Origin of the sequence: Bacillus sp. GbtcB14, from assembly GCF_019091205.1 — a bacterium.
Classification (GTDB): domain Bacteria; phylum Bacillota; class Bacilli; order Bacillales; family Bacillaceae_G; genus Bacillus_A; species Bacillus_A cereus_AG.
On sequence record NZ_JAGXJT010000002.1, the window covers coordinates 581,559 to 601,819 of the forward strand.

Sequence of the window (20,261 nt, forward strand, 5' to 3'; positions counted from 1 at the left end):
CTACCTTTTCAATTCAACGATTTCAACGTACATCTTCCCATTCTTCGTCAAAATCTTTCCGGTTCCAATCTCTTCATTCTCAAGCATAAGACGCACCGTATTTTTCGCTGAATTTTCAAGACGATACAATGTACCTTTCGTAATATGAAGCAGATCTTCAATTTTCTTTTTCGTATTTCCGATTTCAAAATAAATTGTTAACGGAATATCATCTTGTAATTTCAAATCTAGCCAACTCCCATATCATGTTCACGAAAATTTCATGTTCTCTCTATATATGAAACTTCTTATTTTGAAACGTCGATATTTAATATTTTTTTAATATATCCTTGCGTTTCTTTAAATGGCGGTACGCCTCCGTACTTTCTCACATTGCCAGGACCAGCATTGTAAGAAGCAAGTGCCAATACTAAGTCGCCGTTATTTTTCTTTAAATAACCGCTTAACTCTTTCACACCACCTTCAATACTTTCAGCTGGTGAAAAGGGATTCTTCACACCCATCTCTTTCACATTGGCTGGCATAAGTTGCATAAGACCCATCGCACCTGCATGTGACACCGTTTTCGGATTAAAATTAGACTCTACTTCAATCATTTTTTGAATTAACGTTTTCGGAATTCCGTATGTACGGCTAGTGCGATCAATAATATCCTCATACTTCCCTTCATTGGAAGAACGTATTTTTTGAATATTATACTTCTTCGTTAATTCCCACGTATCAGCAGCCTCATTTTTCGTTTCTGGGAAACGTCGTTCAAACTCTTTTTGCGCAACTTGCACTTCATCTGCTTTCTTCGTTTCAACCTTTTCTTCAGGCTTACTCGCTTCCTCTACTTTATTAATAGTTTCTGCCGGTTTATTAACAACCGCTTCTATTTTCGTAGATTGTACCGGCTGACTCATATCCTCTACTTTTGCCGGCTGCGTAGTTTCTTTCGTCTCCTTCGCAGGCTCACTCTGCAACTTCTCTTGAAAACGACTACTAACAAATGCTTGTGGACTACTTAGCTTTTGCTGAATTTGTCCTTTTTTATATGCAAGCACTTCTTTTACTATATTTCCAACTAACATAATATCACCTTTTCGGTAAACAAAGATAATCTAATATTAGAGTTTTTTTTTAAAGTTTGCAATAATCCTTTTAATAATTATGTAATAAAAAAATGAATATATTGTTAAACTGTTATTTTTTTATATTTATTAATTCGAATTTTTAGTTGACACCCGTTGTAGCAAGGATTACAATAAATCTCGAAATTGATTTTTTCGCATATTACCGTTTTTCAATTTGCAGAAAAGTCAATATAAAAAAATGGGGGTTTCTTAACATGAGAATTAATACAAACATTAACAGCATGCGTACTCAAGAGTACATGCGCCAAAACCAAGCTAAAATGAGCAACGCTATGGACCGTTTATCAAGCGGTAAACGTATCAACAACGCTTCTGACGATGCAGCAGGTCTTGCAATCGCAACTCGTATGCGTGCACGTGAAAGCGGATTAGGTGTTGCAGCTAACAACACACAAGACGGTATGTCATTAATCCGTACAGCTGACTCAGCAATGAACTCAGTATCTAACATCTTACTTCGTATGCGTGACCTTGCAAACCAATCTGCAAATGGTACAAATACTGATGAGAACCAACAAGCTCTAAACAAAGAGTTTGCTGCATTAAAAGATCAAATTGATTATATTTCTAAAAATACTGAGTTCAATGATAAGAAATTATTAGACGGATCTAACAAGTCTATCGCAATTCAAACATTAGATAATGCTGATACAACTAAACAAATCAATATTGACCTATCTAATGTCTCTACTGATTCATTAAACATTAATGCATTAGCTATTAACGGAAAAACAAATAAAACTATTACAATTTCTGCTGAAGACATTAATAAAGCAACTGCTGACATTAATAAAGCAACTCAGGCTCAACAGGGTCTTGCCGACCTAACAGATACAACACCTGCAGTTCCTGACACACCTCCAGTAGTAGGAAGTGGAACTCCAGAAAATCCTCAAACTCCTGGAGTTAAAGGTACTCCAGAAATCCCTGGATCTTCTCCTGCAGAAATCGCTAAAGCTGTTGCTGATTTTAAACAAGCTTTCGATAAAGTTAAAGGTCTTATGAGTGATTCCGCAGTTGCAGCAATGGAAACGAAATTTGCTAATTTTGAAAAAGATAAATCTTTAGCGAATGCAAAAGAAATTGGTACTACTTTTACAGCTCCAACAGCTGGTACTATTACAAAGTCTGAACAAAATGCTTCTGGAGCTATCAAATCTATCGATGCAGCTCTTGAAAAAATCGCATCTAACCGTGCAACTCTAGGTGCTACATTAAACCGTCTTGACTTTAACGTAAACAACCTGAAGAGCCAATCTTCTTCTATGGCTTCAGCTGCTTCTCAAATCGAAGACGCTGATATGGCGAAAGAAATGTCTGAAATGACTAAGTTCAAAATCTTGAACGAAGCTGGTATCAGCATGCTTTCTCAAGCAAACCAAACTCCACAAATGGTTTCTAAATTATTACAATAAGCCATTTGAGTTAGTTTCCTGAATAAACCTCTCTGCTTGCGGAGAGGTTTATTTTTTATAAAAACTTCTTTTTTTTTTGATGGAAGAGAGCATCTGCGGTGCATAGAAGCGGTTAGTGCTTATCTTGATCCCCTCTTATGCTAAAACACAAGCAACAAATAAGCATAAGCCTTTTTATCTTTTCATGACCTTTTATTAGCTTTAGAACACTGACTATATCAATCTATAAGGAGTGTCTATTATGCGTATTGGTACGAATGTTTTGAGTATGAATGCTAGGCAGTCGTTGTATGAGAATGAGAAGCGTATGAATGTTGCGATGGAGCATTTGGCGACTGGTAAGAAGTTGAACAACGCTTCTGATAATCCCGCTAATATTGCAATTGTGACTCGTATGCATGCGAGAGCGAGTGGTATGCGTGTGGCGATTCGTAATAATGAGGATGCGATATCGATGCTTCGCACGGCGGAAGCTGCCCTTCAAACTGTGACAAATATTTTACAGCGTATGCGTGATTTAGCCGTTCAATCTGCGAACGATACAAATTCAAATAAAAACCGTGATTCGTTACATAAAGAGTTTCAATCTTTAACAGAGCAAATTGGCTATATCGGTGAGACGACTGAGTTTAATGATTTATCTGTATTTGATGAACAAAACCGTCCTGTTACGTTAGATGATATTGGTCATACAGTAAATATGATAAAACATATTCCCCCTTCCCCTACACAACATGACATCAAGATTTCAACAGAACAAGAAGCAAGAGCTGCAATTCGTAAAATAGAAGAGGCTTTACAAAATGTATCACTTCATCGTGCTGATCTTGGGGCTATGATGAATCGTTTACAGTTTAATATTGAAAATTTAAATAGCCAAAGTATGGCCCTAACAGATGCATCATCTCGAATTGAAGATGCGGATATGGCGCAGGAAATGAGCGATTTTTTAAAGTTTAAATTGTTAACTGAAGTTGCACTTAGTATGGTTTCACAAGCAAATCAAATACCGCAAATGGTTTCCAAGTTACTACAATCTTAAAAAATTATCTTCCTTCTTTGAAACGATTCCATACAAAACAAAAGGGAAATACATATAAACTATGTATCTCCCTTTTATTTTGTACCCAAATTTTATTACTGCGTTACAGTCATAACCTGCCCACTACGATCAACCATAATTTTCATTTTACCGTCTTGTGCGTTATATAACCCTAATTTATGCAAATCTTGTTTACATTCTTTTACAAAGAAAGGCAATGTGCGAATTTGATTAATATCAGAGCTCGTAATGAAATGAATTAAATGATGCGTCATTTCTTTTATATCATGAACAAGCTCTTCCTTTTCTCGTTTTAGCCTTTCATTTTCAGCTCGTAATACATGTAATTCACCTTCGAGACCACGTGCGTTCTTTTCATCTTTTGAACGCTCTGCAGCCATGCGAGAAAGCTTATAGATTCCTTCCATGAACTGATGTAGTTCATGCTCTTTTCTTTCACTACACTGGCTAATCGTTTCAAAATTATCAACAATACCCGATATAACTGTTACAAGGCTTTTTTCACTCTCTGTATTTTCAACTTCTTTTCTTAATTCTTGCTTGTTTTCTTTTTTCATTTCAACGATTGTTTCTTTTTCAGGCGTATATTTTCGCTTTCGTCCTGGTTTTTGTTTTTCAATATTTTCAAACGGTATTTCAAGTTTTTTTAATTTGTAATACGTATTTTGCAATTGACTTGCTGTTTTTGGAAAAAGATTTAATTCTTTTTTACTAACGTATTTTGAAATATTAATAATGTTTAAATCGTGACGTTGGGAAAATTGATACACTTCATACAGTAACTCTAGCTCAGACTTCAGCCATGTAATTGTTGATTTTTCATACGCCCGCATCCCACCATTTTTTTCTATATCTATTTGAAATAATACCATTCTATTATGTAAATCAACTAGTTCTTCATATTTTACTTGGAATTGTTTTTCTATTTTTTTAAATTCCTCTTCTAGTTGCACATCGTTCATTTTATTATTTGACATGTTTTGTAAAAGACTTAATACATTGATTGCTGTGTGGTGATACATAATCTGTGTCACTCCCCCTCATCCTTTCACAATTCTCATCTGACTCCCATGTCTTCTCAGAAAATAGCAATTTTTTCATATCCATATTATAACATTTCGAAATTATCTGTCAAATATTAAACATACAAAAATGTATAGAAAGTATAGAAATAGAAAAATTATTTTTAATTAATATGTATAATTACATATTAATTATATTATATGGTATTTCGGATATATTTTCACCGAAAAAGTTTGCGTTACCACGAAATATTACTAAAATTATCCAAAGGTACATTTTTTTATATTTTTAAATCAAAAATCTTCAAATGAAGATTTTTCATACTTACAACCACAAACACTCCAAAAAGGTTCCATTTTTCCTCCTATACAGAGTATAGAATACTAAAAAGGAACTAACCAATACTACATATGGCTAGTTCCCCTCTCTCCACTAGAAGAATAGAGTTGTAAATAGTGTCTGCAAATCCTCACTCGAAGCCTCACTTCTTCTACTTACCTAAAACCACTCCATATCTCTGATCTCACATCGCATGAGGCTCTATTAGACAACTGATCGCCACCACGCATGGCTAAAGCTTCTATTCTAGCTAAAAAGAATCAGATTGTACACGTACAATTCTACAACTATCTCGGTGTCCCACTTCTCCCATTTATCTAAAACCACTTCATATCTCTGGTCTCACATCGCATAGGGCTCTATTAGGCACTGACCGCTCTACGCATGGTTAGAGCTTCTATTCCAGCTAAAAAAAGCTTTTCAAAACGTTTTTTACAGCACTAACTTATCAACTAAACCAATTAACTCTTGAATATCTGGCTTACTTACTTGCGCATTTGCTCCTACAGCTTCGCCTTTATGGAATAATTCATTTGTAATTAATGAAGAGAAAATAATGACTGGTAAACGATTCATTACTTCACTATCCTTAACAACTTTCGTTAAATGATGTCCATCCATTTTCGGCATTTCAATATCAGTAATTAGCAAGTGAATATGTTCAAACATTTTTTCCCCTTGCTCTTTCGCTAATTTTTCAATTTGCGCTAATGCTTCTGCACCATTGCTGAAGAAATTCATTTTCGTATATCCAGCTGATGATAATGTTTCTTCTAATATTTGGCGAAGCATCGCTGAATCTTCTGCAATATAAATAACTTTTTCAGCTCGATCTGTTTTTTGCTCTAACCCTGCAAGTGATTTGTTGTCATAACCAGTACCGCTAATTTCACATACAATTTTTTCATAATCTAATAGTAAAATAATTTTCCCATCTAGTTTTACAATACCAGATGTCGTTTCTTCTAGTCCCATAGACAATGAAGCTGGTTCATCAATTTGTTCCCACGAAATACGTTGAATACGATGCACTTCATCAACACGGAAAATAACTTTCATTTGATTTAATTCTGAAATAATAAATTTCGTTTGATCAAGTGGCTTTGTCGATTTTAAATTAAGAGCTGTCGCTAAGTTAATAACAGGTAAAATTTCACCACGTACTTGAACAACACCTTCAACTGCATGATGAGATTCTGGCACAGTTGTAACAGGGAATGGATTAATGATTTCACGTACTTTCATTACGTTAATACTAAATAGATTTTCACCAACAGTATATGTGACAATCTCTAATTCATTTGTTCCACTTTCTAATAAAATACTTTGTGCTTGTGACATAAAGGTGTCGCTCCCCTTCCATTAATTCCGTATATCTAATTATTAAGCTTTATTAAAACGAAAAAGTCAACTACCTATATAAAAAATATAGATAGTCGAACGATTTATTTTAAAAGGCGCTTACTCTTGTATAAACGAAGCAAGTGCCTCTAATAACACTTCTTGTGCTCCTACAATTTCTGTCGGCAATGCTTCCCACTTTTTCGAAAGCTCCGTTGCTACTCTTATTCTTAGCTCCGAATCCATTTCTTCTAGCACATATTCTTTCGTCGCTATATCAACATCAAGTAGCGCAAGCGCATATAATTCTGGATCATTTATTTTTTTAAATAATTGTTTCAATATAGCTGGTGCTATATGTTTTAATTTTTCAATATGAATTTCTTTATCAGAAAATAGTAACTCATATTGAATAAACGTAACATTTTCTTTAATCACTTTAAAATAGCAATTATTTTTTTTATCATTTACAAAATAACCGTTCGGGTCTGCAATAATACTCTCTACTTTACGAATTAAATCCGGCAAACTACTCGCCGCCATTACAGTCCGCTGCTCAACCTCACTTGGCGAAATGAATGTAACGCGATACTTATTCTGCGCCATCCTCCTCACCTCTCCTTTTATAGAAATCTATCTTCACATACTATCCAGAAGGCACTGGTCTACTATGAAATGATTATATCATCCCCAACCATCTCAGTACGCCTCCATAGCTCTATTCTTACAACTAGCAGCTCGTCTGGATCATAACTGTTTATCCACACTAAACTTCGCTTACCTCTTCTTATACTATCCTAGTAACTCTCCATACCTCTGTCCTTACACACCAGTCGAGGCCCTATTAGGCACTAACCGCTCCTAAACAACGCTGGGTCCTCTCTTCAACCCTAAAAAGAGCTTTTAAGGTCTTTTTAGATCTTTTTAAGAGCTTTTCAATAACTCGATGTTATTGAACCAAAATGCAATCTGCTGATCCGTTATCCCTGATAGTGTAATAAAAAACTCACGGCACTTCATCTCGTCCTTAAACAATTGATACTTCCATTCTCCTTCGCTACCAACACTTACGAAATAAAACTCATGAATACGGCCAATAGTTGATTGCTTTTCACCAAATGAATATGCAGGTACTTGCTTAATTTCAAATTGATCAGGTAAATATATATGCTCTTCTCGTTCCATTTTTAACACTTGCTCTGCAAGTTCACGTTTATTTTCGAAAAAAGGCAATTGTAAAATTCGCTCTTGTCTTGTCGTCATACGAATAAAAAACCCTTTCTACTACATTACAATTTTACTTTATGATATATTATCGAATTAAGTTTACAACTTCATTTAATACTTCATCTGAAACTTTAATTACTTTCGCATTTCCTTGGAAGCCGCGTTGATAAAGCATTAAATCAACAAATTCTACAGATAAATCTACGTTTGAACTTTCTTTTGCTGATCCTCGTACATTACCTGCACCATTCTCACCAGCAACACCTACCCCTGGAATACCCGCTGATGGTGTTGCAACGTAATTTCCATTCCCAGTTTTCATTAATCCACCTGAATTCGGGAATGTAGCTACAGCTAGTTGTCCTACAACTTTCATACTACCATCCGAATATTTCATCATAACGAAACCACCGTCAGAAATAGAATAGTCATTTGCAATTGCAGCTGGACGCCCCGTTACTTCTGTTGTAGAAAGAGTTTTCCCTGTCGGATAATTTGTTAAACCGCTTAAATCTAGTGTCAGACCATCGCCAAAAGGAATTTTAACGGTTCCACCATTAGTAATTTCACCAGTTACTGGATCCTTTTGTACAGGTTCATCTGTTTGCTTTAAATTCCCTAATGTATCAAATATAAGAGGTTTGTTGTCCGGCATGCCTTCAATAGGCTTAAATTCTTTTTCGTTTTTAGAATCATTTCTTACAGAAACTGAATATGTATATTCACCTGCCTTTGGTTTTTTAACTTCTTTACCATCTACCATCTCTGATTCAGTCTTTTGCTTAATATTTACACGTAATGTTAATGAGTTTCCTTCCTTATCAAAAACTGTGAATTCGTGAGATAATTCATTTTGGTTTCTAGGAAGGTTTCCCCCTATTGTCGCTTTATCTGTTTGAATCCCACCAACAGCTGATCCCATTGGAATATGAATTGGGCTTGGTCGTGAAGAAAAATCTACTTCTTGTGTTCCTGTTTTTACACCATAACCTAGTACATACTGTCCACCTGTATTTGTAACATAGCTATCTTTCGATACACCGAAAGACCCTTTTCTCGTATACTCTACATTTCCACCGTTACGATCACCAACTAAAAACAAACCGTTTCCTTCTATCGCTGTCTCCATCTTATCACTAGTTAAAGTAATAGAACCATCACTAAAATCTGTAGATGTCCCACTGAACTTTACACCGTTACCAATACTCTTTGGATTCGTACCAGCATAAGCACCATCACCACGTGAACCAACCGTATTATTGTATAGCAAATCATCAAAAATAGCTTTTTGCTTTTTATATCCAACTGTTTGTGCATTTGCAATATTATTTGAAGTAACACTTAATGCATTTTGTGCTGCATTCATCCCTGTAATACTTGTATATAACGCTTTAATCATAACCTTTGTACACTCCTTTTATTAATCTTGCTTAACCTCTTCATTTTTTTCTATATCATCTTTCTTCTCATCTTCCGGATTAGTTTCTGTTATCGGTTTATCAGAAACCCTTTCTATGAAACGAAGTGAGACAACTTGATTATCAACAATAAGTTGCACATCGTTATTTTCAGCAAGTCGAACTGTTTCCACTTGACCAGTCACTTGCTTTCCATTATTGCTTACACCTCTAACGTACTTTCCTAAAAACTTCATCCCTCCATCAAGAGCCGTCGAATACATCGTTGATTGCAGTTTATCTACTGCTTTCGTCATATTCTGTACTTGCTCCATAAGCGATAGCTGTGCTGTTTGGTTCATCATTTGGTTCATATCCATCGCATTAAACGGATCTTGATGTTGAAAGCTTGCTAAGAAAAGTTTCAGGAAATCATCTTTATCCATAATACCGGGTGTTTTTTGAGTACTTGCTGATACTCCGTTTGCTTGTTGAGCTGTCGACTGTGCACCAGTAACAGATGCGTTTTTTGTTTGTGCTCCTGCTTGTAACGGAATATGATTTGTACTCGTTGTATTTAATCCAACTGTTGGCACACTTTATTCCTCCAATAATCCCGCAAATTCTTTTGATTCTTGTTTCTCATGTTTTGTACTTGCTAATTGCTGCTTTTGTCTTTGCTCTTGTTCTCGCTGTTCTTTTCGATTTTCATCTTTATCTGCATAGCTAATTTGAATATTAATTTCTTTTTCTTTTAACTTCAGTCTCAATTCATCAAAAATGATTTCAACACGTTTTTTCGCATCATGTTTTTCCATTTCTACGTGAACATCAATTTGATCTCCATGTTTTTTCATAAACACCGTTAATGTACCCAGTTTTTCTGGATTTAACTGAAATAAAACACGCTCTTGTTTCACTACAAATTTTTGCAACGCTTCTACTTGTGCTTCCATTTTCTTTCCTAAGTCAGGTAACGTAACTTTCTCAGCGCCACTATTTGATTTTCCTATTTGATCCGTACCCGTTGCTTTATTTAGTAACTCCGCACCCGTTGAACTCGAATCGTTTAACACATCACCTTCCGGCAACTCTATCTTTACATCATCGCCCTCAGCTTTTGGAAGATCTACATCTAAGTCTTTGGCATCTTCTTGTTTCTTTGCAATATTACAAGTTTCTGTTTCTACAATTTTTAATGCTTGCATCGTTTGCTCTGGCATCTTCATTTTGTCTAATGTCATTTGCATTGTATCTTCTAAACATATAGCATTTTTGATATTCATATTTGAAAGAAGTTCTTGTAATTGTTGTAATTCTGCTGCGGGTAATTCGTTAAGTTTTATATTTCCATATTCTTTATACAGCTCTTGTATTTTTTGTATGTATTGATATAACAATTCTGGTTGCACACGTAATTGCTCAATTGCAACCATTTGCTCAGATACAGCTAATAACAACTGTTCTGTCTCTTTTTTTTCTTCTTTTTTTACAATTGGCTCTTCTTTCGTTACTGATTGTTTAGAAAGAATATATTCCTTTTTTTCTTCTTTTGGTGCTTCTTCTCGTTTCATTTTCTCCGTTTTCGGCTGCTTTTTATTTTCCATTCTCATCGTACGATCGAATGAAGAATCTTCACTTTTTGATTGTACTTCTAGCCCTTTTTCTTTTTGCGGAGGTAAACTTTGTTGCACCGGTAATACAGACTGTATCACTATATTCACCTCATCCATTCATACACATTTTCAAATCAAGAAGCATTTTTTCTTCCTGCTTTTCTCGTACTTTAGCAAGCTTTCTACAACCTTCTTGATACATCTCATCAATGACACGTTCTTTTTCTTTTACTTGCTCTAAAAGGCTTTCATTTTTTTGAATAAAATCTTCCGTTTTTTTAATTTTCCGATTCCATTCTTCTATTCTTTCAGGTGAAAACGTATGTGACGAAAGCATGCCAGCCATTATACGCTGCCCAGTTTGTACGACTTTACTACGCGATTTTACAACATATAAATCATATTCTTTTTTTTGTTCTATTTTTCTTTTTTCAGCTGTTAATTCATACACTTCTTTCAAAATCTGTTCTTTTTCTTGATTTATTTGCAATTTTATCGTGTCGTACTGCTGTTTATCCACCTGTTTTCATAGCCCCTTCCTATTATAACGTTCTCTTTTTCTATTATATAGTTTTTTTCCAAAAAAATCTGTGAAATATTAAAAAACAAAAAAATAAGACCTCTTGGGCAGAGGTCTTATACTGTATGGTGCATCGCTTCAACAATATCATCAAATTGGAAACTATCCGATCGACCTTGTTTTAAAAACGTATTTATACCTTCTACTTTGTTTTTACATTCAAAAATATAAGCATTTTCTGCATTTTCTTGAATCGTCCCTAATTTAAAATACAATTCATTTTCTTTATAAACAGATAAGATTTTTCTCATTTCATTTGCAAGTTGCCAATGAGTCGACGAAACGATTTCTTCCATAATCCTACTCACTGAGTCTAGCACTGAAATAGCAGGGTAATGACTGAGTGTTGCAAGTTCACGCTTTAACACAATATGCCCATCTAAAATACCTCGTGCTAAATCTGGTACAGGTCCGTTTAAATCATCCCCATCGACGAGTACGGTATAAATACCTGTTATGGATCCCTTTTGTGTTTTCCCAGAGCGCTCTAACAGCTTCTTCATATAGCTTTCCATTAAGAGTGTTTTACCACCGATCGGCAACTCTTTAACGGCAATATCGACACTTCTACGCGCGTCAGCAAAACGAGTAACAGAGTCCATCATAAGTAGTACGTTATTACCTTGATCACGGAAATATTCAGCAATAGACGTTGCAAGTTTCGCTGCACGAAGTTGCATTAGGTGACTTTCATCTGACGTCGCTACAACAACGACGCTTTTTCGCATTCCTTCTTCACCTAATTCTTTTCGAATAAAGTCTTTTACTTCCCGGCCACGTTCTCCTACTAAGCTAATAACATTAATGTCAGCTTTTGCATTTTTTGCAATCATTCCGAGTAAAGTAGATTTACCAACACCAGAACCTGCAAAAATACCAATCTTTTGACCGATGCCAATTGTTAGCATAGAATCAATCGATTTGATTCCAGTTTCAAATACGTCGGTAATTTCTTCACGTTCAAATGCATGAATAGGCGGGGCATCTAGTTTTATTTTTTGTAATGGAATATTCTCTGCATCCTCATTTAGTACTTCGCCATTTGCGCTTAACACTTTTCCGAGTAAATGATTCCCACGAGGTATGACAACATCTTCTGCAACTAATGTAACTGAATCTCCATAACATACTTTTTCTGTTTGCTCAAATGGAAGTAGCATATTGTTTTCTTTTTCAATCGCAATCACTTCACATAAAACATTATGTTCCCCAACGAAACAAACATCTCCAATTTTCGCCTTTGGCCCTTTCGCTACGAAAAACTGTTCTTGTACACTATGAACTTTACCGACTTTCGTATAAAACGGGGTTTCAATAAACGTATTCCATTTATGGTTTTCATTCATTAATAGTCGATTCATACATTTTGCTCCTCAAATACCTTCTCTTCTTCCCATTTCTGGCGAAGTTTCGCAAATATAGGTGCAAATTTAAATTCAAAGAACTCTTTCTCTTCTTCTAGAACAAATTCACCGAACTGTAAGGAGAAATCATATTTCCATTCTACTAATTGTAGTAACCAATACTCTTTCGTATTTTCCTTCTCTTCTTGAATACGTTCAAATGTTTCTGGGTGTACTGTAATGACTAATTTTTCAAACGAAGTAGGCAACGTTTGAACGATACCAGTTAAAATGGGTAACACATCAAGCAATCGTGAATCTACCGCTTGATTCACGATTTTTTCTGCTAGTTGAAAAGATTGATCCCATAATAACTCTGTCCATTCATATGCTGTTTCTTGTTGTTCTTTTTGAAACTGCATACGTGCTGCTTCCATCTGTTCCATTTGTTCATGAATATGCATTTGAAATTGCTCTTTATCTTGCAATAGCTGTTGACGCTCTCGTTCTAGCATTTGCTGTTCTTGCCTTAGTTGATTCAGTTCAGTATGTAATGATTGTTGCTGTGCAAGAAGCTCTTCATGGTCCACCTGTATTTCTTCTTCTACTTGAACTGGTATTGGTTTTGGAAATTGTAATTCATACGTTTCTTCAGAAAAAGAAACAGAATTCTTCGGAATTCTGTTTTTAAATAAGGACATCATCTTCACCTCTTTGAACGATAATTCTTCCTTCCTTCTCTAGCTTTTTCACTGTGCCTGTAATCGTTTGCTGTGCCTTTTCAGCATCCGTCATCTTAAGCGGTCCTAAGCCATCTAATTCTTCTAGAATCATCTCTTTACGGTTTGAAGACATACATGTAAATAATTTCTCTTTAATTTCTTCTTTTGCAATTTTAAGTGCTTTCGCAATAACACCGTTATCTGTAATTTCTTCTAATACACGACGAAGTGCAAGATCTTCAAGTCCGAGTAAGTCTTCAAATACAAACATGTTTTCTTTAATTTTCTCAGATAACTCATAATCCATTTCATCCAGCTTTTGAAAGACTGTTTTTTCAACACCTCGTGAAACATTATTTAAAATGTTTACTATTGTTTTCAAGCCATCCGTTTTATTAATTGCATTAAATGCCATATTATTTAATTTTGATTTTAATAAATCACCAATTTGATTTATTAATTCACCATCAACTTGCTCTAGCTTTGCAATCCCCATTACCGTTTCTACTCGCTTATGATCTGGTAATCTCTCAATTAATTGAGAAGCAAGCTGCGGTTTAATATAAGAAGCGATAATCGCAATCGTTTGTGGCGATTCATCATTAAGTACAGTAAGAAGCGGTTCTAAATCCGCAAGTGAATTTAAGAATTCAAACGGATTATCTTTGTTATACCAAAGATCTTCTAATAATTTTTCTAGTTCGTCTTCTGGCATATTTTTAAATATGCGACGAATATATTCTTTATCCGGAGTCACTAGGTTTAATTCTTTTACATTTAATTCATACAAGAACTCCCCTAGTACATTTTCTAACGTTTCCGGTTTATATACACGAAACTTCGCGATTTCACGAAGTAATACTTCTTTTTCCTCAGCCGTCATATATTCAATGACTTTTGCTGCCACCCCTTCTTCTAATGTACGAATAAGGATGGCAGCTTTTTCTTTGGAGGAGATTTCATCTAACATCGTTGTTCCTCCCTTACTGTCCATTTAACCATTTTTTAATTACTTTTGCAGTTCCTTCTACATGTTCTTTCGTAGCATCATGCACTTGTTCATCTAACGTTGGTTCTTTCGGTTCTTCTGGTTCTGGTTTTGGCTCTGGTACTATTTTTTCTTCAGGAATTTCCATAATACTTTCATTACTTGCAGCAATTTCCTCTTCTGCTAAGTATTCTTCATATTCCTCTTCTTCTTTCTTTCTCTTACGTCTTGCTAATAAGAACCATACTAGACCACCAATCGCTAATAAACCAGCTGGAATTCCACCAAATAACCACCAGTTTATACCGCTTTCTTCTGGTTCTTTCTTCTTCTCTTCTTTCGGCTGATCAAACTGAACCGTTACAACGTTAACTTGACCGTTTGTAAAGTTCCCATTTGGATCAGCTTGAAGCCCAGCTGCTGTACCGATTGCTTCTTTGAAAGTAGTCATATCCATTTTTCGTTTTACTAACGTATCATTGTCTACCCATACTACAACATTTGTTTTCGTTAATTCTGGATGTTTCTTAATCGTTTCAACCGTTTTATCTATTTCATAGTTTTCAATTTTGTTACCATTTTTATTATCATAGACGATTTTACCATTTTGATTATTGTTCGTACCGTAATTTGGCACTTCACCGTTCGCTGTAATACCAGCACCTTGTTTTGTCTCTGCTCCTTCTTGCGCAGTAGAGCTTTCTTCTTGCTCTTGTTTACTACGAAGTACACCTTTATCACCATATTTTTCTGACTGGCGTGTAACTTCATCATAGTTTACAGACACTTTCGTATTCACTTTATATTCATTCGGTTTAAACATCGTCATTAATGTTGCATCAATATCTTGCTTTAATTTACCTTCAATTTGTTGCTGCATCTCTACTTCTTTTTCATAAGAAGAGGAACTAGTAGAATGTGCTTCATCTGCTCCTTTTGAGATAATACCTTTTTTGCTATCAATCACACTTACTTCTTCTGCTTTCACGCCAGGAACTGCAGCACTAATCATTTGCTGTATACCTGCAACTTGATCTGCCGTTAATAATTGGCCACGTTTCACACCAACAGTAATCGCAGCTGTTCCTTTTGCTTTTTCTTCATCAAAAATTGTTTCTTTTTCAGGCAATGTAATTTGAACATTCGCCGTTTCAACTGTCGCAAAGTTCCTTACGATATCTTGCTCCAATTGCTTTTTCGTACCGACAATTTGCTTCATTTTTTTATCTTGCTCACTTGAACCGAGCGAGCTTTCTAATAAAATTTCCTCACCGCTTTTAGAATTAAACGGTAAGCCCATCCCATTCATTTCTTTTCGAACCCATGGAGCATCATTCTTTTGCACACGAATCGAACCATCGGCTGCTAATTGATAATCGACACCCAACTTTGATAATTCTGCTGTAATCTCTTGCTTATCTGCATCATTTAAATTTTGATATACAACAACATATTTATCTGGCAAGGTGAAGTATAAAAGTGCTCCTGTTACAATTGCTAAAAGCGCAGCACCGATTACTAACTTATGCCACGTTTTTAACGATTGGATAACATTTTTCATCTTTTCCATTTAAACACACCCGTCCACTTTCCTAAATTTGCATATTAATTAGTGACTTATAATTTTCAATAAGATTATCACGTACGAGAGCAGCCGTTTTCATTTGAGACTCAGCCTTCTTCTGCTGAATTAAAACGTCATGCGTTTCTCCTACCCCTTTAGTTAGTAAATCATATACTGCTGTTTGTGCATTGTTTTGCGTTTGATTCATATCTTCCAATAAATCAATAAACTTTTTCCCTTCAACTACAGATGTTTGAGAAGTTTTCGGTGCACCAATTGACTGAATTGCTCCAAATGGCTGCGTATTTAACATTGGTTGGATTTTCATATTACTATATTCCCCCTTATCCTCTGCCGATTTCTAAATCTTTATCAAGCATTTTTTTATTCGCATTTAATACACTTGTATTCGCTTCGTACATTTTTTGGGCAACCATTACATTCGTCATTTCAGCAGTCACATCAATATTTGGATAACGTACATATCCTTCTTCATTTGCATGCGGATGTGTTGGGTCATACACTAAGTTTTCAGTTTTATCGGCTTCAATACTTTTTATTTTCACCCCATTAGTAGGAGACCCATCTAACATATTTGCAAAACTATTGTTTGATTCTAGTACTACGCTACGACGCTCATATAAATCTGCCCCCGGAGCAGCCGTTGTATTTGCATTTACAATATTGTTAGAAGTAACTTCCATCCACTTTCTCGCTGTCGTTAGCCCTGAGCCACTTGCATTAATTGCCTGAAACATCGTTGTCTCTCCTTCTACTTTTAACGTCCGCGTGCCGCTTGGTTAATTGCATATTGTGTATTAATCGCGTTAATTGAAATACCGTATAACTGATTTGCTTTCATTAAATCTAGCATTTCTGTCGTTACATCCACACTATTCCCATCTTTATTCGTTTGCATTGACTTCGTTTGAATCTTTGCATATGTATTTTTCGTATTCACTGTCGGTAAGTGCATTTCATTCGTTTGATATAACTCTGGATTGCTCTTTAAATCTGCAGCATTGTTCTTATATAATGCACTACTTTTATTCATCTGCTCAGCAAATGCTACATCTTGTGCTTTATATCCGGGTGTATTCGCATTTGCAATATTACTAGAAACCGTATTTCGTTTCGTCACTAAATAATTCATATAATGGCCTACATCACTCACTAAATCTGGCATATTCCACACCCTTTCTTTTCTAACTTCATGATCCACTGATGGAAGTTTCACTTCATTATTTATTTTCTTATATGTATTTATTAAAATATTAACAATCATGTACCCTTACATATTTTATTCCATTTTTTCATTGTTGTCTTTAGAAAAATACAAAAATATAAAAAAGAATACAAAAAAACTGTATACACGCAATAATCTATGAAACATTTCAATATATGATCTACAAACTAAAGCTCATTTTTACATTATTTAGATTACTACTTTTCTTCATTACAGTCATAAAATGAAACCTCAATCAGCGGAAGTCTTTATTTAAACAAAGGAATGGATCCCCTTTTAAAAGGGGAATCCGTTTCTAAACTCTATCACTAAAATTTACCGTAAAATGAATTAGCTTTCATGCGCCCATCATTTGTCATAATCATTTCTTCTAAGATCTTTTGCTTATCTCGAATATGCTGCGCCGCCTTAATAATGAATGGGCTTACTTCTGCTGCAACTTGCGCACGCATTTCCTCATCCAATGTCATCATCCAGCGATTTAACATTTCACTCTTCTCAGCAAACTCTCCATCTGACACTTGCAATTCACCGATTTCATTAAAACAGCCGACAAACGTCCGATAAATATCATTGTTCATTTTCAAGTGCTCCACGATAACCATCTATTAAATCTTGTAACACTTTCACAATCGCATCCATGTCTTTTGCTTCACGCGTTACTTTCATCGTTTGAATTTGAATGCTAATCCAATCGTATAAACCATATAAACTATCATATAAATCTTTCGTAATTTCAGGATTTAATTGAAGTTTTAATTCTTCAAAAATACGTTCTAACTTTTCAAGAAGTGCATCTCCTTCTTGTAGTTTAAAAGTCTGTAAAAGCTCTTCTAAATTACGAAACTCTACAATACATCTTTCATAAATAAAAATTGTATTTTTAATCGGATTACTCGTCATAATATCATTTTGCATATAACGTTGCCATGCTTGCATACGATCACTTCCTCAACTTTCATTAATCATCACTTTTTTGTTTTGTCATTGCTTTAATTGTTTTTAATTGGCTATCAAGCGCCGCTAATGTACTCTCTAGCTTTTGATACTTCTTCACAATTTCATCTTGCTTTTGCAAGTTTTGCGTTTCAATATCTTTAATCTTTTTATCTAAATCACTTACACGTGAATCAATGTTTTTTACTCGTTCTCCAACTACACCTTTATCACCAAATAACTTATCAAGTGGCTCTTCCATCATTTTACCTAAACCGTTAGAACTAAAGAAAAATTGCTTCGCTGCATCCGGTTTTTCTTTTAACGCTTTCGTTAATGCTTCGTCATTAACTTCCATCGTTCCATCTTGCTTTAATTGAATACCAAATGTGAATAAATAATTACCATCTTGTGAAAATGTTACAACATTGTTCATAGCTTGGCGCACACTTTGCATAACGGCTTGACCTTGGAAAGCTCCACCTTTCCCAGCAAAGATATCTACTGTAGAAATAGCTTTATTATAATCTGCAACCATCTTTTTAATAATATTTGATGCGTCTGTTACGTTTGAATCACTTACTGTGAATTTTAGATCTATGCCTTTTGCTTTCGCCTCTGTTGTCTTTGGATCAACCGCTGTCTTCTCACCATCTGGTTTTTCTTCTACTTTTTGCTCAGTTACTTTTAACAATTCAATTTTCACGCCAGGAAGAGCTTCAACTGTATTGGTAGAACTATTACCTTTAATACCATTAATCGTATATTCAGCATTTTGCGCTTCATTAATTACATTAACCGCTACGCCATCCTTATTAGCTAACCCTATATCTTGAAACAATGTAGATGTATTGTCCTTAAAATTAATTACTCCATCTTCTCCCTCTTTTTTTGAGGTCATGAAAATTTTATTCCCAAGTGTATAAGCTGATACGCCGTAATCTCCATCATTAATTTTATTAATTAAATCTTTATATGTCATATCAGTTGTTACTTTTAATTCTTTACCACCTAGTTGTAATGTTTCATCTCTATTAAGCTTTGCATCTATATCGTCAATTTTATCAGAAGCTATTTGATGACGCTGCGCAAGCTGTGTAATCGTCATATTAAAAGTTCCCGCAATAGCCCCACCATCAGCTTTGACATTAATATAACCGTCTTGTGATGTTGTTACCTTTTTCTCATTTCCTTTAAAAGCCGCTAAGTTTTTAAAAGTTTGCGTGAAAGAGCTAAATTCTGATTTTAAACTTGTATATAATAGTTTATCTTGTGAAAGTTGGTTCTTTTCATTAGCATAAGGTGTCTTTCTCATTTCTAACGCTTGCATTTCTAATTCTACAAAGTTAGATGTATCGATCATATTATTTCCAAGGTTCCATATTTGTTGTCTACCACCGATACCCGTTAATGTTCCTGCCATAATTTCTCACTCCTTATAGATTACATGTAGTCTAAAATACTTGTTTTACTCATCGTACTAACAGCTTTTAACGTAGCTTCATACGTTGCGTTTATATAAGCTAAGTCAGAAATAGCTACCGCTAAGTCCACATCTTCAATGTCTTTACGGTTTTCTTGAAGTGCTAAGTTTTGCTCGCTTAAAATTGTTTTAAACGTCTCCATTGTGTTCATTGTCGAACCAACTTCAGTTGTACGGTTAATGATGCCATCTAAGTTTTTCTTATTTTCTCCTAATAACGGTTGTAAAGCTTTTTGATCACCTTTTTGCATCGCTTCACTTATCTGTTTTAACGTTTTTATAACAGGGGATAATAACGCTTCACCGTTACGAAATGCTTTTAATTCATAGCCGTCATTTAGTTGCCAGTTCACATCATTTTGTCCACCTTGATATGTACCATCTTCTGTAAATGGTGGCTTCTCTGCACTATCACCACCGAAAATATAACGCCCTTGCTCTTTCGTATTCGCTAAATATACAACTTGTTTTAAAATTTGATCAATCTCTGCACCGATAGCCTTCAATTCTTTTTCACCATTTTGCTCACTTAATGCCTGCAACATTAATTGATCTGCTCTCGTTACAGATTTAAAAACACCTTGTAAAGTATTTTCAGTTTGTGTTAATACATTTTTCGAATCCGCTAAATCTTTTTGCATTTGTTCAATATTCGCCAATGAATGTTGAATCGCAAATGATTTACTTGCCGCAAGTGGATCTTCACTCATAAGAAGGTTTTTCTTCCCTGAAGTTACTTGATTTCGGTGGTATTGTTGTTGCACATTCAAATCCATTAACTGATTCTTTGCCCAGCTTGCATTTTGAAATGTAGATACTCTCATTTCTATCTCCTCCTTATA

Annotated in this window: 22 protein-coding genes and 1 pseudogene; 2 read left to right on the forward strand and 21 right to left on the reverse strand. The window is 35.0% G+C overall.

From position 1 onward, the window contains the following. Positions 1 to 225, reverse strand: a complete 225-nt coding sequence (locus tag KVT31_RS07905; protein ID WP_002011999.1) for a flagellar motor switch protein FliN — start codon at positions 223 to 225, stop codon at positions 1 to 3. 83 nt (positions 226 to 308) lie between these two features. Continuing rightward, positions 309 to 1,073 (reverse strand): annotated as a pseudogene (locus KVT31_RS07910) (transglycosylase SLT domain-containing protein); the annotation flags it as partial. Positions 1,074 to 1,330: 257 nt separating this feature from the next. Between KVT31_RS07910 and KVT31_RS07915 the strand changes: the two are divergent. Together KVT31_RS07915 and KVT31_RS07920 are read left to right on the forward strand one after the other, a co-directional pair. Continuing rightward, positions 1,331 to 2,551, forward strand: a complete 1,221-nt coding sequence (locus KVT31_RS07915; RefSeq protein WP_088095871.1) for a flagellin N-terminal helical domain-containing protein — start codon at positions 1,331 to 1,333, stop codon at positions 2,549 to 2,551. A gap of 241 nt (positions 2,552 to 2,792) precedes the next feature. Next, positions 2,793 to 3,593 carry a flagellin N-terminal helical domain-containing protein gene (locus KVT31_RS07920; protein ID WP_088095870.1) on the forward strand — a complete coding sequence of 267 codons (801 nt, stop codon included), beginning with the start codon at positions 2,793 to 2,795 and terminating at the stop codon, positions 3,591 to 3,593. A 95-nt stretch (positions 3,594 to 3,688) separates the two neighbouring features. On the opposite strand, the gene KVT31_RS07925 is transcribed toward KVT31_RS07920, so the two are convergent. The 19 genes from KVT31_RS07925 to KVT31_RS08015 all read right to left on the reverse strand — a co-directional run bounded on the left by KVT31_RS07925 (position 3,689) and on the right by KVT31_RS08015 (position 20,243). Next, positions 3,689 to 4,636: a DNA-binding domain-containing protein gene (locus KVT31_RS07925; RefSeq protein ID WP_140392435.1), complete on the reverse strand. Its 948-nt coding sequence runs from the start codon at positions 4,634 to 4,636 to the stop codon at positions 3,689 to 3,691. A 772-nt stretch (positions 4,637 to 5,408) separates the two neighbouring features. After that, positions 5,409 to 6,317, reverse strand: coding sequence for a chemotaxis protein (locus KVT31_RS07930; RefSeq protein WP_064459934.1), 909 nt, complete (start codon positions 6,315 to 6,317; stop codon positions 5,409 to 5,411). Positions 6,318 to 6,437: 120 nt separating this feature from the next. Beyond that, the gene (locus KVT31_RS07935) at positions 6,438 to 6,923 is read right to left on the reverse strand and encodes a LysR family transcriptional regulator (RefSeq protein ID WP_088095868.1); all 486 of its coding nucleotides are present in this window, start codon (positions 6,921 to 6,923) and stop codon (positions 6,438 to 6,440) included. Positions 6,924 to 7,241: 318 nt separating this feature from the next. Beyond that, on the reverse strand, positions 7,242 to 7,580 hold the full coding sequence (locus KVT31_RS07940) for a DUF3964 family protein (protein WP_088095867.1): 339 nt from the start codon (positions 7,578 to 7,580) through the stop codon (positions 7,242 to 7,244). Positions 7,581 to 7,629: 49 nt separating this feature from the next. Continuing rightward, a complete protein-coding gene (gene flgE / locus KVT31_RS07945; RefSeq protein WP_088095866.1) occupies positions 7,630 to 8,943 on the reverse strand; it encodes a flagellar hook protein FlgE in 1,314 nt (437 codons plus the stop codon). Positions 8,944 to 8,964: 21 nt separating this feature from the next. Beyond that, a complete protein-coding gene (locus KVT31_RS07950; protein ID WP_001143483.1) occupies positions 8,965 to 9,537 on the reverse strand; it encodes a flagellar hook assembly protein FlgD in 573 nt (190 codons plus the stop codon). Between the two features lie 3 nt (positions 9,538 to 9,540). Further along, positions 9,541 to 10,656 (reverse strand): flagellar hook-length control protein FliK, encoded by a 1,116-nt coding sequence (locus KVT31_RS07955; protein ID WP_140392410.1) that lies wholly within the window; start codon positions 10,654 to 10,656, stop codon positions 9,541 to 9,543. A 10-nt stretch (positions 10,657 to 10,666) separates the two neighbouring features. Then, positions 10,667 to 11,077, reverse strand: coding sequence for a cytoplasmic protein (locus tag KVT31_RS07960; RefSeq protein ID WP_070168636.1), 411 nt, complete (start codon positions 11,075 to 11,077; stop codon positions 10,667 to 10,669). Positions 11,078 to 11,193: 116 nt separating this feature from the next. After that, complete coding sequence (gene fliI / locus KVT31_RS07965; RefSeq protein ID WP_088095864.1) at positions 11,194 to 12,498, reverse strand: flagellar protein export ATPase FliI; 1,305 nt, start codon at positions 12,496 to 12,498, stop codon at positions 11,194 to 11,196. Then, entirely contained in the window at positions 12,495 to 13,181 is a 687-nt protein-coding gene (locus tag KVT31_RS07970; RefSeq protein ID WP_088095863.1) for a FliH/SctL family protein, read from the reverse strand. Before KVT31_RS07970 ends, fliI begins: the two co-directional genes overlap by 4 nt. Then, positions 13,168 to 14,172 (reverse strand): flagellar motor switch protein FliG, encoded by a 1,005-nt coding sequence (locus KVT31_RS07975; protein WP_000883360.1) that lies wholly within the window; start codon positions 14,170 to 14,172, stop codon positions 13,168 to 13,170. Before KVT31_RS07975 ends, KVT31_RS07970 begins: the two co-directional genes overlap by 14 nt. Before the next feature lie 13 nt (positions 14,173 to 14,185). Beyond that, a complete protein-coding gene (locus tag KVT31_RS07980) occupies positions 14,186 to 15,760 on the reverse strand; it encodes a flagellar M-ring protein FliF C-terminal domain-containing protein (protein WP_088095862.1) in 1,575 nt (524 codons plus the stop codon). A 22-nt stretch (positions 15,761 to 15,782) separates the two neighbouring features. Continuing rightward, entirely contained in the window at positions 15,783 to 16,082 is a 300-nt protein-coding gene (fliE, locus tag KVT31_RS07985; protein WP_000701682.1) for a flagellar hook-basal body complex protein FliE, read from the reverse strand. Positions 16,083 to 16,098: 16 nt separating this feature from the next. Continuing rightward, entirely contained in the window at positions 16,099 to 16,512 is a 414-nt protein-coding gene (gene flgC, locus KVT31_RS07990) for a flagellar basal body rod protein FlgC (RefSeq protein WP_000484673.1), read from the reverse strand. Positions 16,513 to 16,532: 20 nt separating this feature from the next. Then, a complete protein-coding gene (gene flgB / locus KVT31_RS07995; RefSeq protein ID WP_088096207.1) occupies positions 16,533 to 16,940 on the reverse strand; it encodes a flagellar basal body rod protein FlgB in 408 nt (135 codons plus the stop codon). A gap of 368 nt (positions 16,941 to 17,308) precedes the next feature. Next, positions 17,309 to 17,581, reverse strand: a complete 273-nt coding sequence (locus KVT31_RS08000) for a flagellar biosynthesis protein FlgG (protein WP_120340500.1) — start codon at positions 17,579 to 17,581, stop codon at positions 17,309 to 17,311. Continuing rightward, entirely contained in the window at positions 17,571 to 17,939 is a 369-nt protein-coding gene (locus KVT31_RS08005) for a flagellar export chaperone FliS (protein ID WP_088048444.1), read from the reverse strand. The genes KVT31_RS08000 and KVT31_RS08005 overlap by 11 nt, the downstream gene beginning before the upstream one ends. Positions 17,940 to 17,961: 22 nt before the next feature. Then, on the reverse strand, positions 17,962 to 19,359 hold the full coding sequence (locus KVT31_RS08010) for a flagellar hook-associated protein 2 (RefSeq protein WP_088095860.1): 1,398 nt from the start codon (positions 19,357 to 19,359) through the stop codon (positions 17,962 to 17,964). A 20-nt stretch (positions 19,360 to 19,379) separates the two neighbouring features. Next, positions 19,380 to 20,243 carry a flagellar hook-associated protein 3 gene (locus tag KVT31_RS08015; RefSeq protein WP_088095859.1) on the reverse strand — a complete coding sequence of 288 codons (864 nt, stop codon included), beginning with the start codon at positions 20,241 to 20,243 and terminating at the stop codon, positions 19,380 to 19,382. Positions 20,244 to 20,261 lie beyond the last annotated feature (18 nt).

What these genes read in the sequence shown, in the direction of transcription:
- KVT31_RS08000 (WP_120340500.1), bottom strand. Translation starts at nt 17,581, where the DNA reads ATGAACAATGATATTTATCGGACGTTTGTCGGCTGTTTTAATGAAATC.
- KVT31_RS07935 (WP_088095868.1), bottom strand. Translation starts at nt 6,923, where the DNA reads ATGGCGCAGAATAAGTATCGCGTTACATTCATTTCGCCAAGTGAGGTT.
- fliE (WP_000701682.1), bottom strand. Translation starts at nt 16,082, where the DNA reads ATGAAAATCCAACCAATGTTAAATACGCAGCCATTTGGAGCAATTCAG.
- KVT31_RS07970 (WP_088095863.1), bottom strand. Translation starts at nt 13,181, where the DNA reads ATGTCCTTATTTAAAAACAGAATTCCGAAGAATTCTGTTTCTTTTTCT.
- KVT31_RS07940 (WP_088095867.1), bottom strand. Translation starts at nt 7,580, where the DNA reads ATGACGACAAGACAAGAGCGAATTTTACAATTGCCTTTTTTCGAAAAT.
- flgE (WP_088095866.1), bottom strand. Translation starts at nt 8,943, where the DNA reads ATGATTAAAGCGTTATATACAAGTATTACAGGGATGAATGCAGCACAA.
- KVT31_RS07980 (WP_088095862.1), bottom strand. Translation starts at nt 15,760, where the DNA reads ATGGAAAAGATGAAAAATGTTATCCAATCGTTAAAAACGTGGCATAAG.
- KVT31_RS08010 (WP_088095860.1), bottom strand. Translation starts at nt 19,359, where the DNA reads ATGGCAGGAACATTAACGGGTATCGGTGGTAGACAACAAATATGGAAC.
- flgB (WP_088096207.1), bottom strand. Translation starts at nt 16,940, where the DNA reads ATGCCAGATTTAGTGAGTGATGTAGGCCATTATATGAATTATTTAGTG.
- fliI (WP_088095864.1), bottom strand. Translation starts at nt 12,498, where the DNA reads ATGAATCGACTATTAATGAATGAAAACCATAAATGGAATACGTTTATT.
- KVT31_RS07975 (WP_000883360.1), bottom strand. Translation starts at nt 14,172, where the DNA reads ATGTTAGATGAAATCTCCTCCAAAGAAAAAGCTGCCATCCTTATTCGT.
- KVT31_RS07915 (WP_088095871.1), top strand. Translation starts at nt 1,331, where the DNA reads ATGAGAATTAATACAAACATTAACAGCATGCGTACTCAAGAGTACATG.
- KVT31_RS07920 (WP_088095870.1), top strand. Translation starts at nt 2,793, where the DNA reads ATGCGTATTGGTACGAATGTTTTGAGTATGAATGCTAGGCAGTCGTTG.
- KVT31_RS07925 (WP_140392435.1), bottom strand. Translation starts at nt 4,636, where the DNA reads ATGTATCACCACACAGCAATCAATGTATTAAGTCTTTTACAAAACATG.
- KVT31_RS08015 (WP_088095859.1), bottom strand. Translation starts at nt 20,243, where the DNA reads ATGAGAGTATCTACATTTCAAAATGCAAGCTGGGCAAAGAATCAGTTA.
- flgC (WP_000484673.1), bottom strand. Translation starts at nt 16,512, where the DNA reads ATGTTTCAGGCAATTAATGCAAGTGGCTCAGGGCTAACGACAGCGAGA.
- KVT31_RS07930 (WP_064459934.1), bottom strand. Translation starts at nt 6,317, where the DNA reads ATGTCACAAGCACAAAGTATTTTATTAGAAAGTGGAACAAATGAATTA.
- KVT31_RS08005 (WP_088048444.1), bottom strand. Translation starts at nt 17,939, where the DNA reads ATGCAAGCATGGCAACGTTATATGCAAAATGATATTATGACGAGTAAT.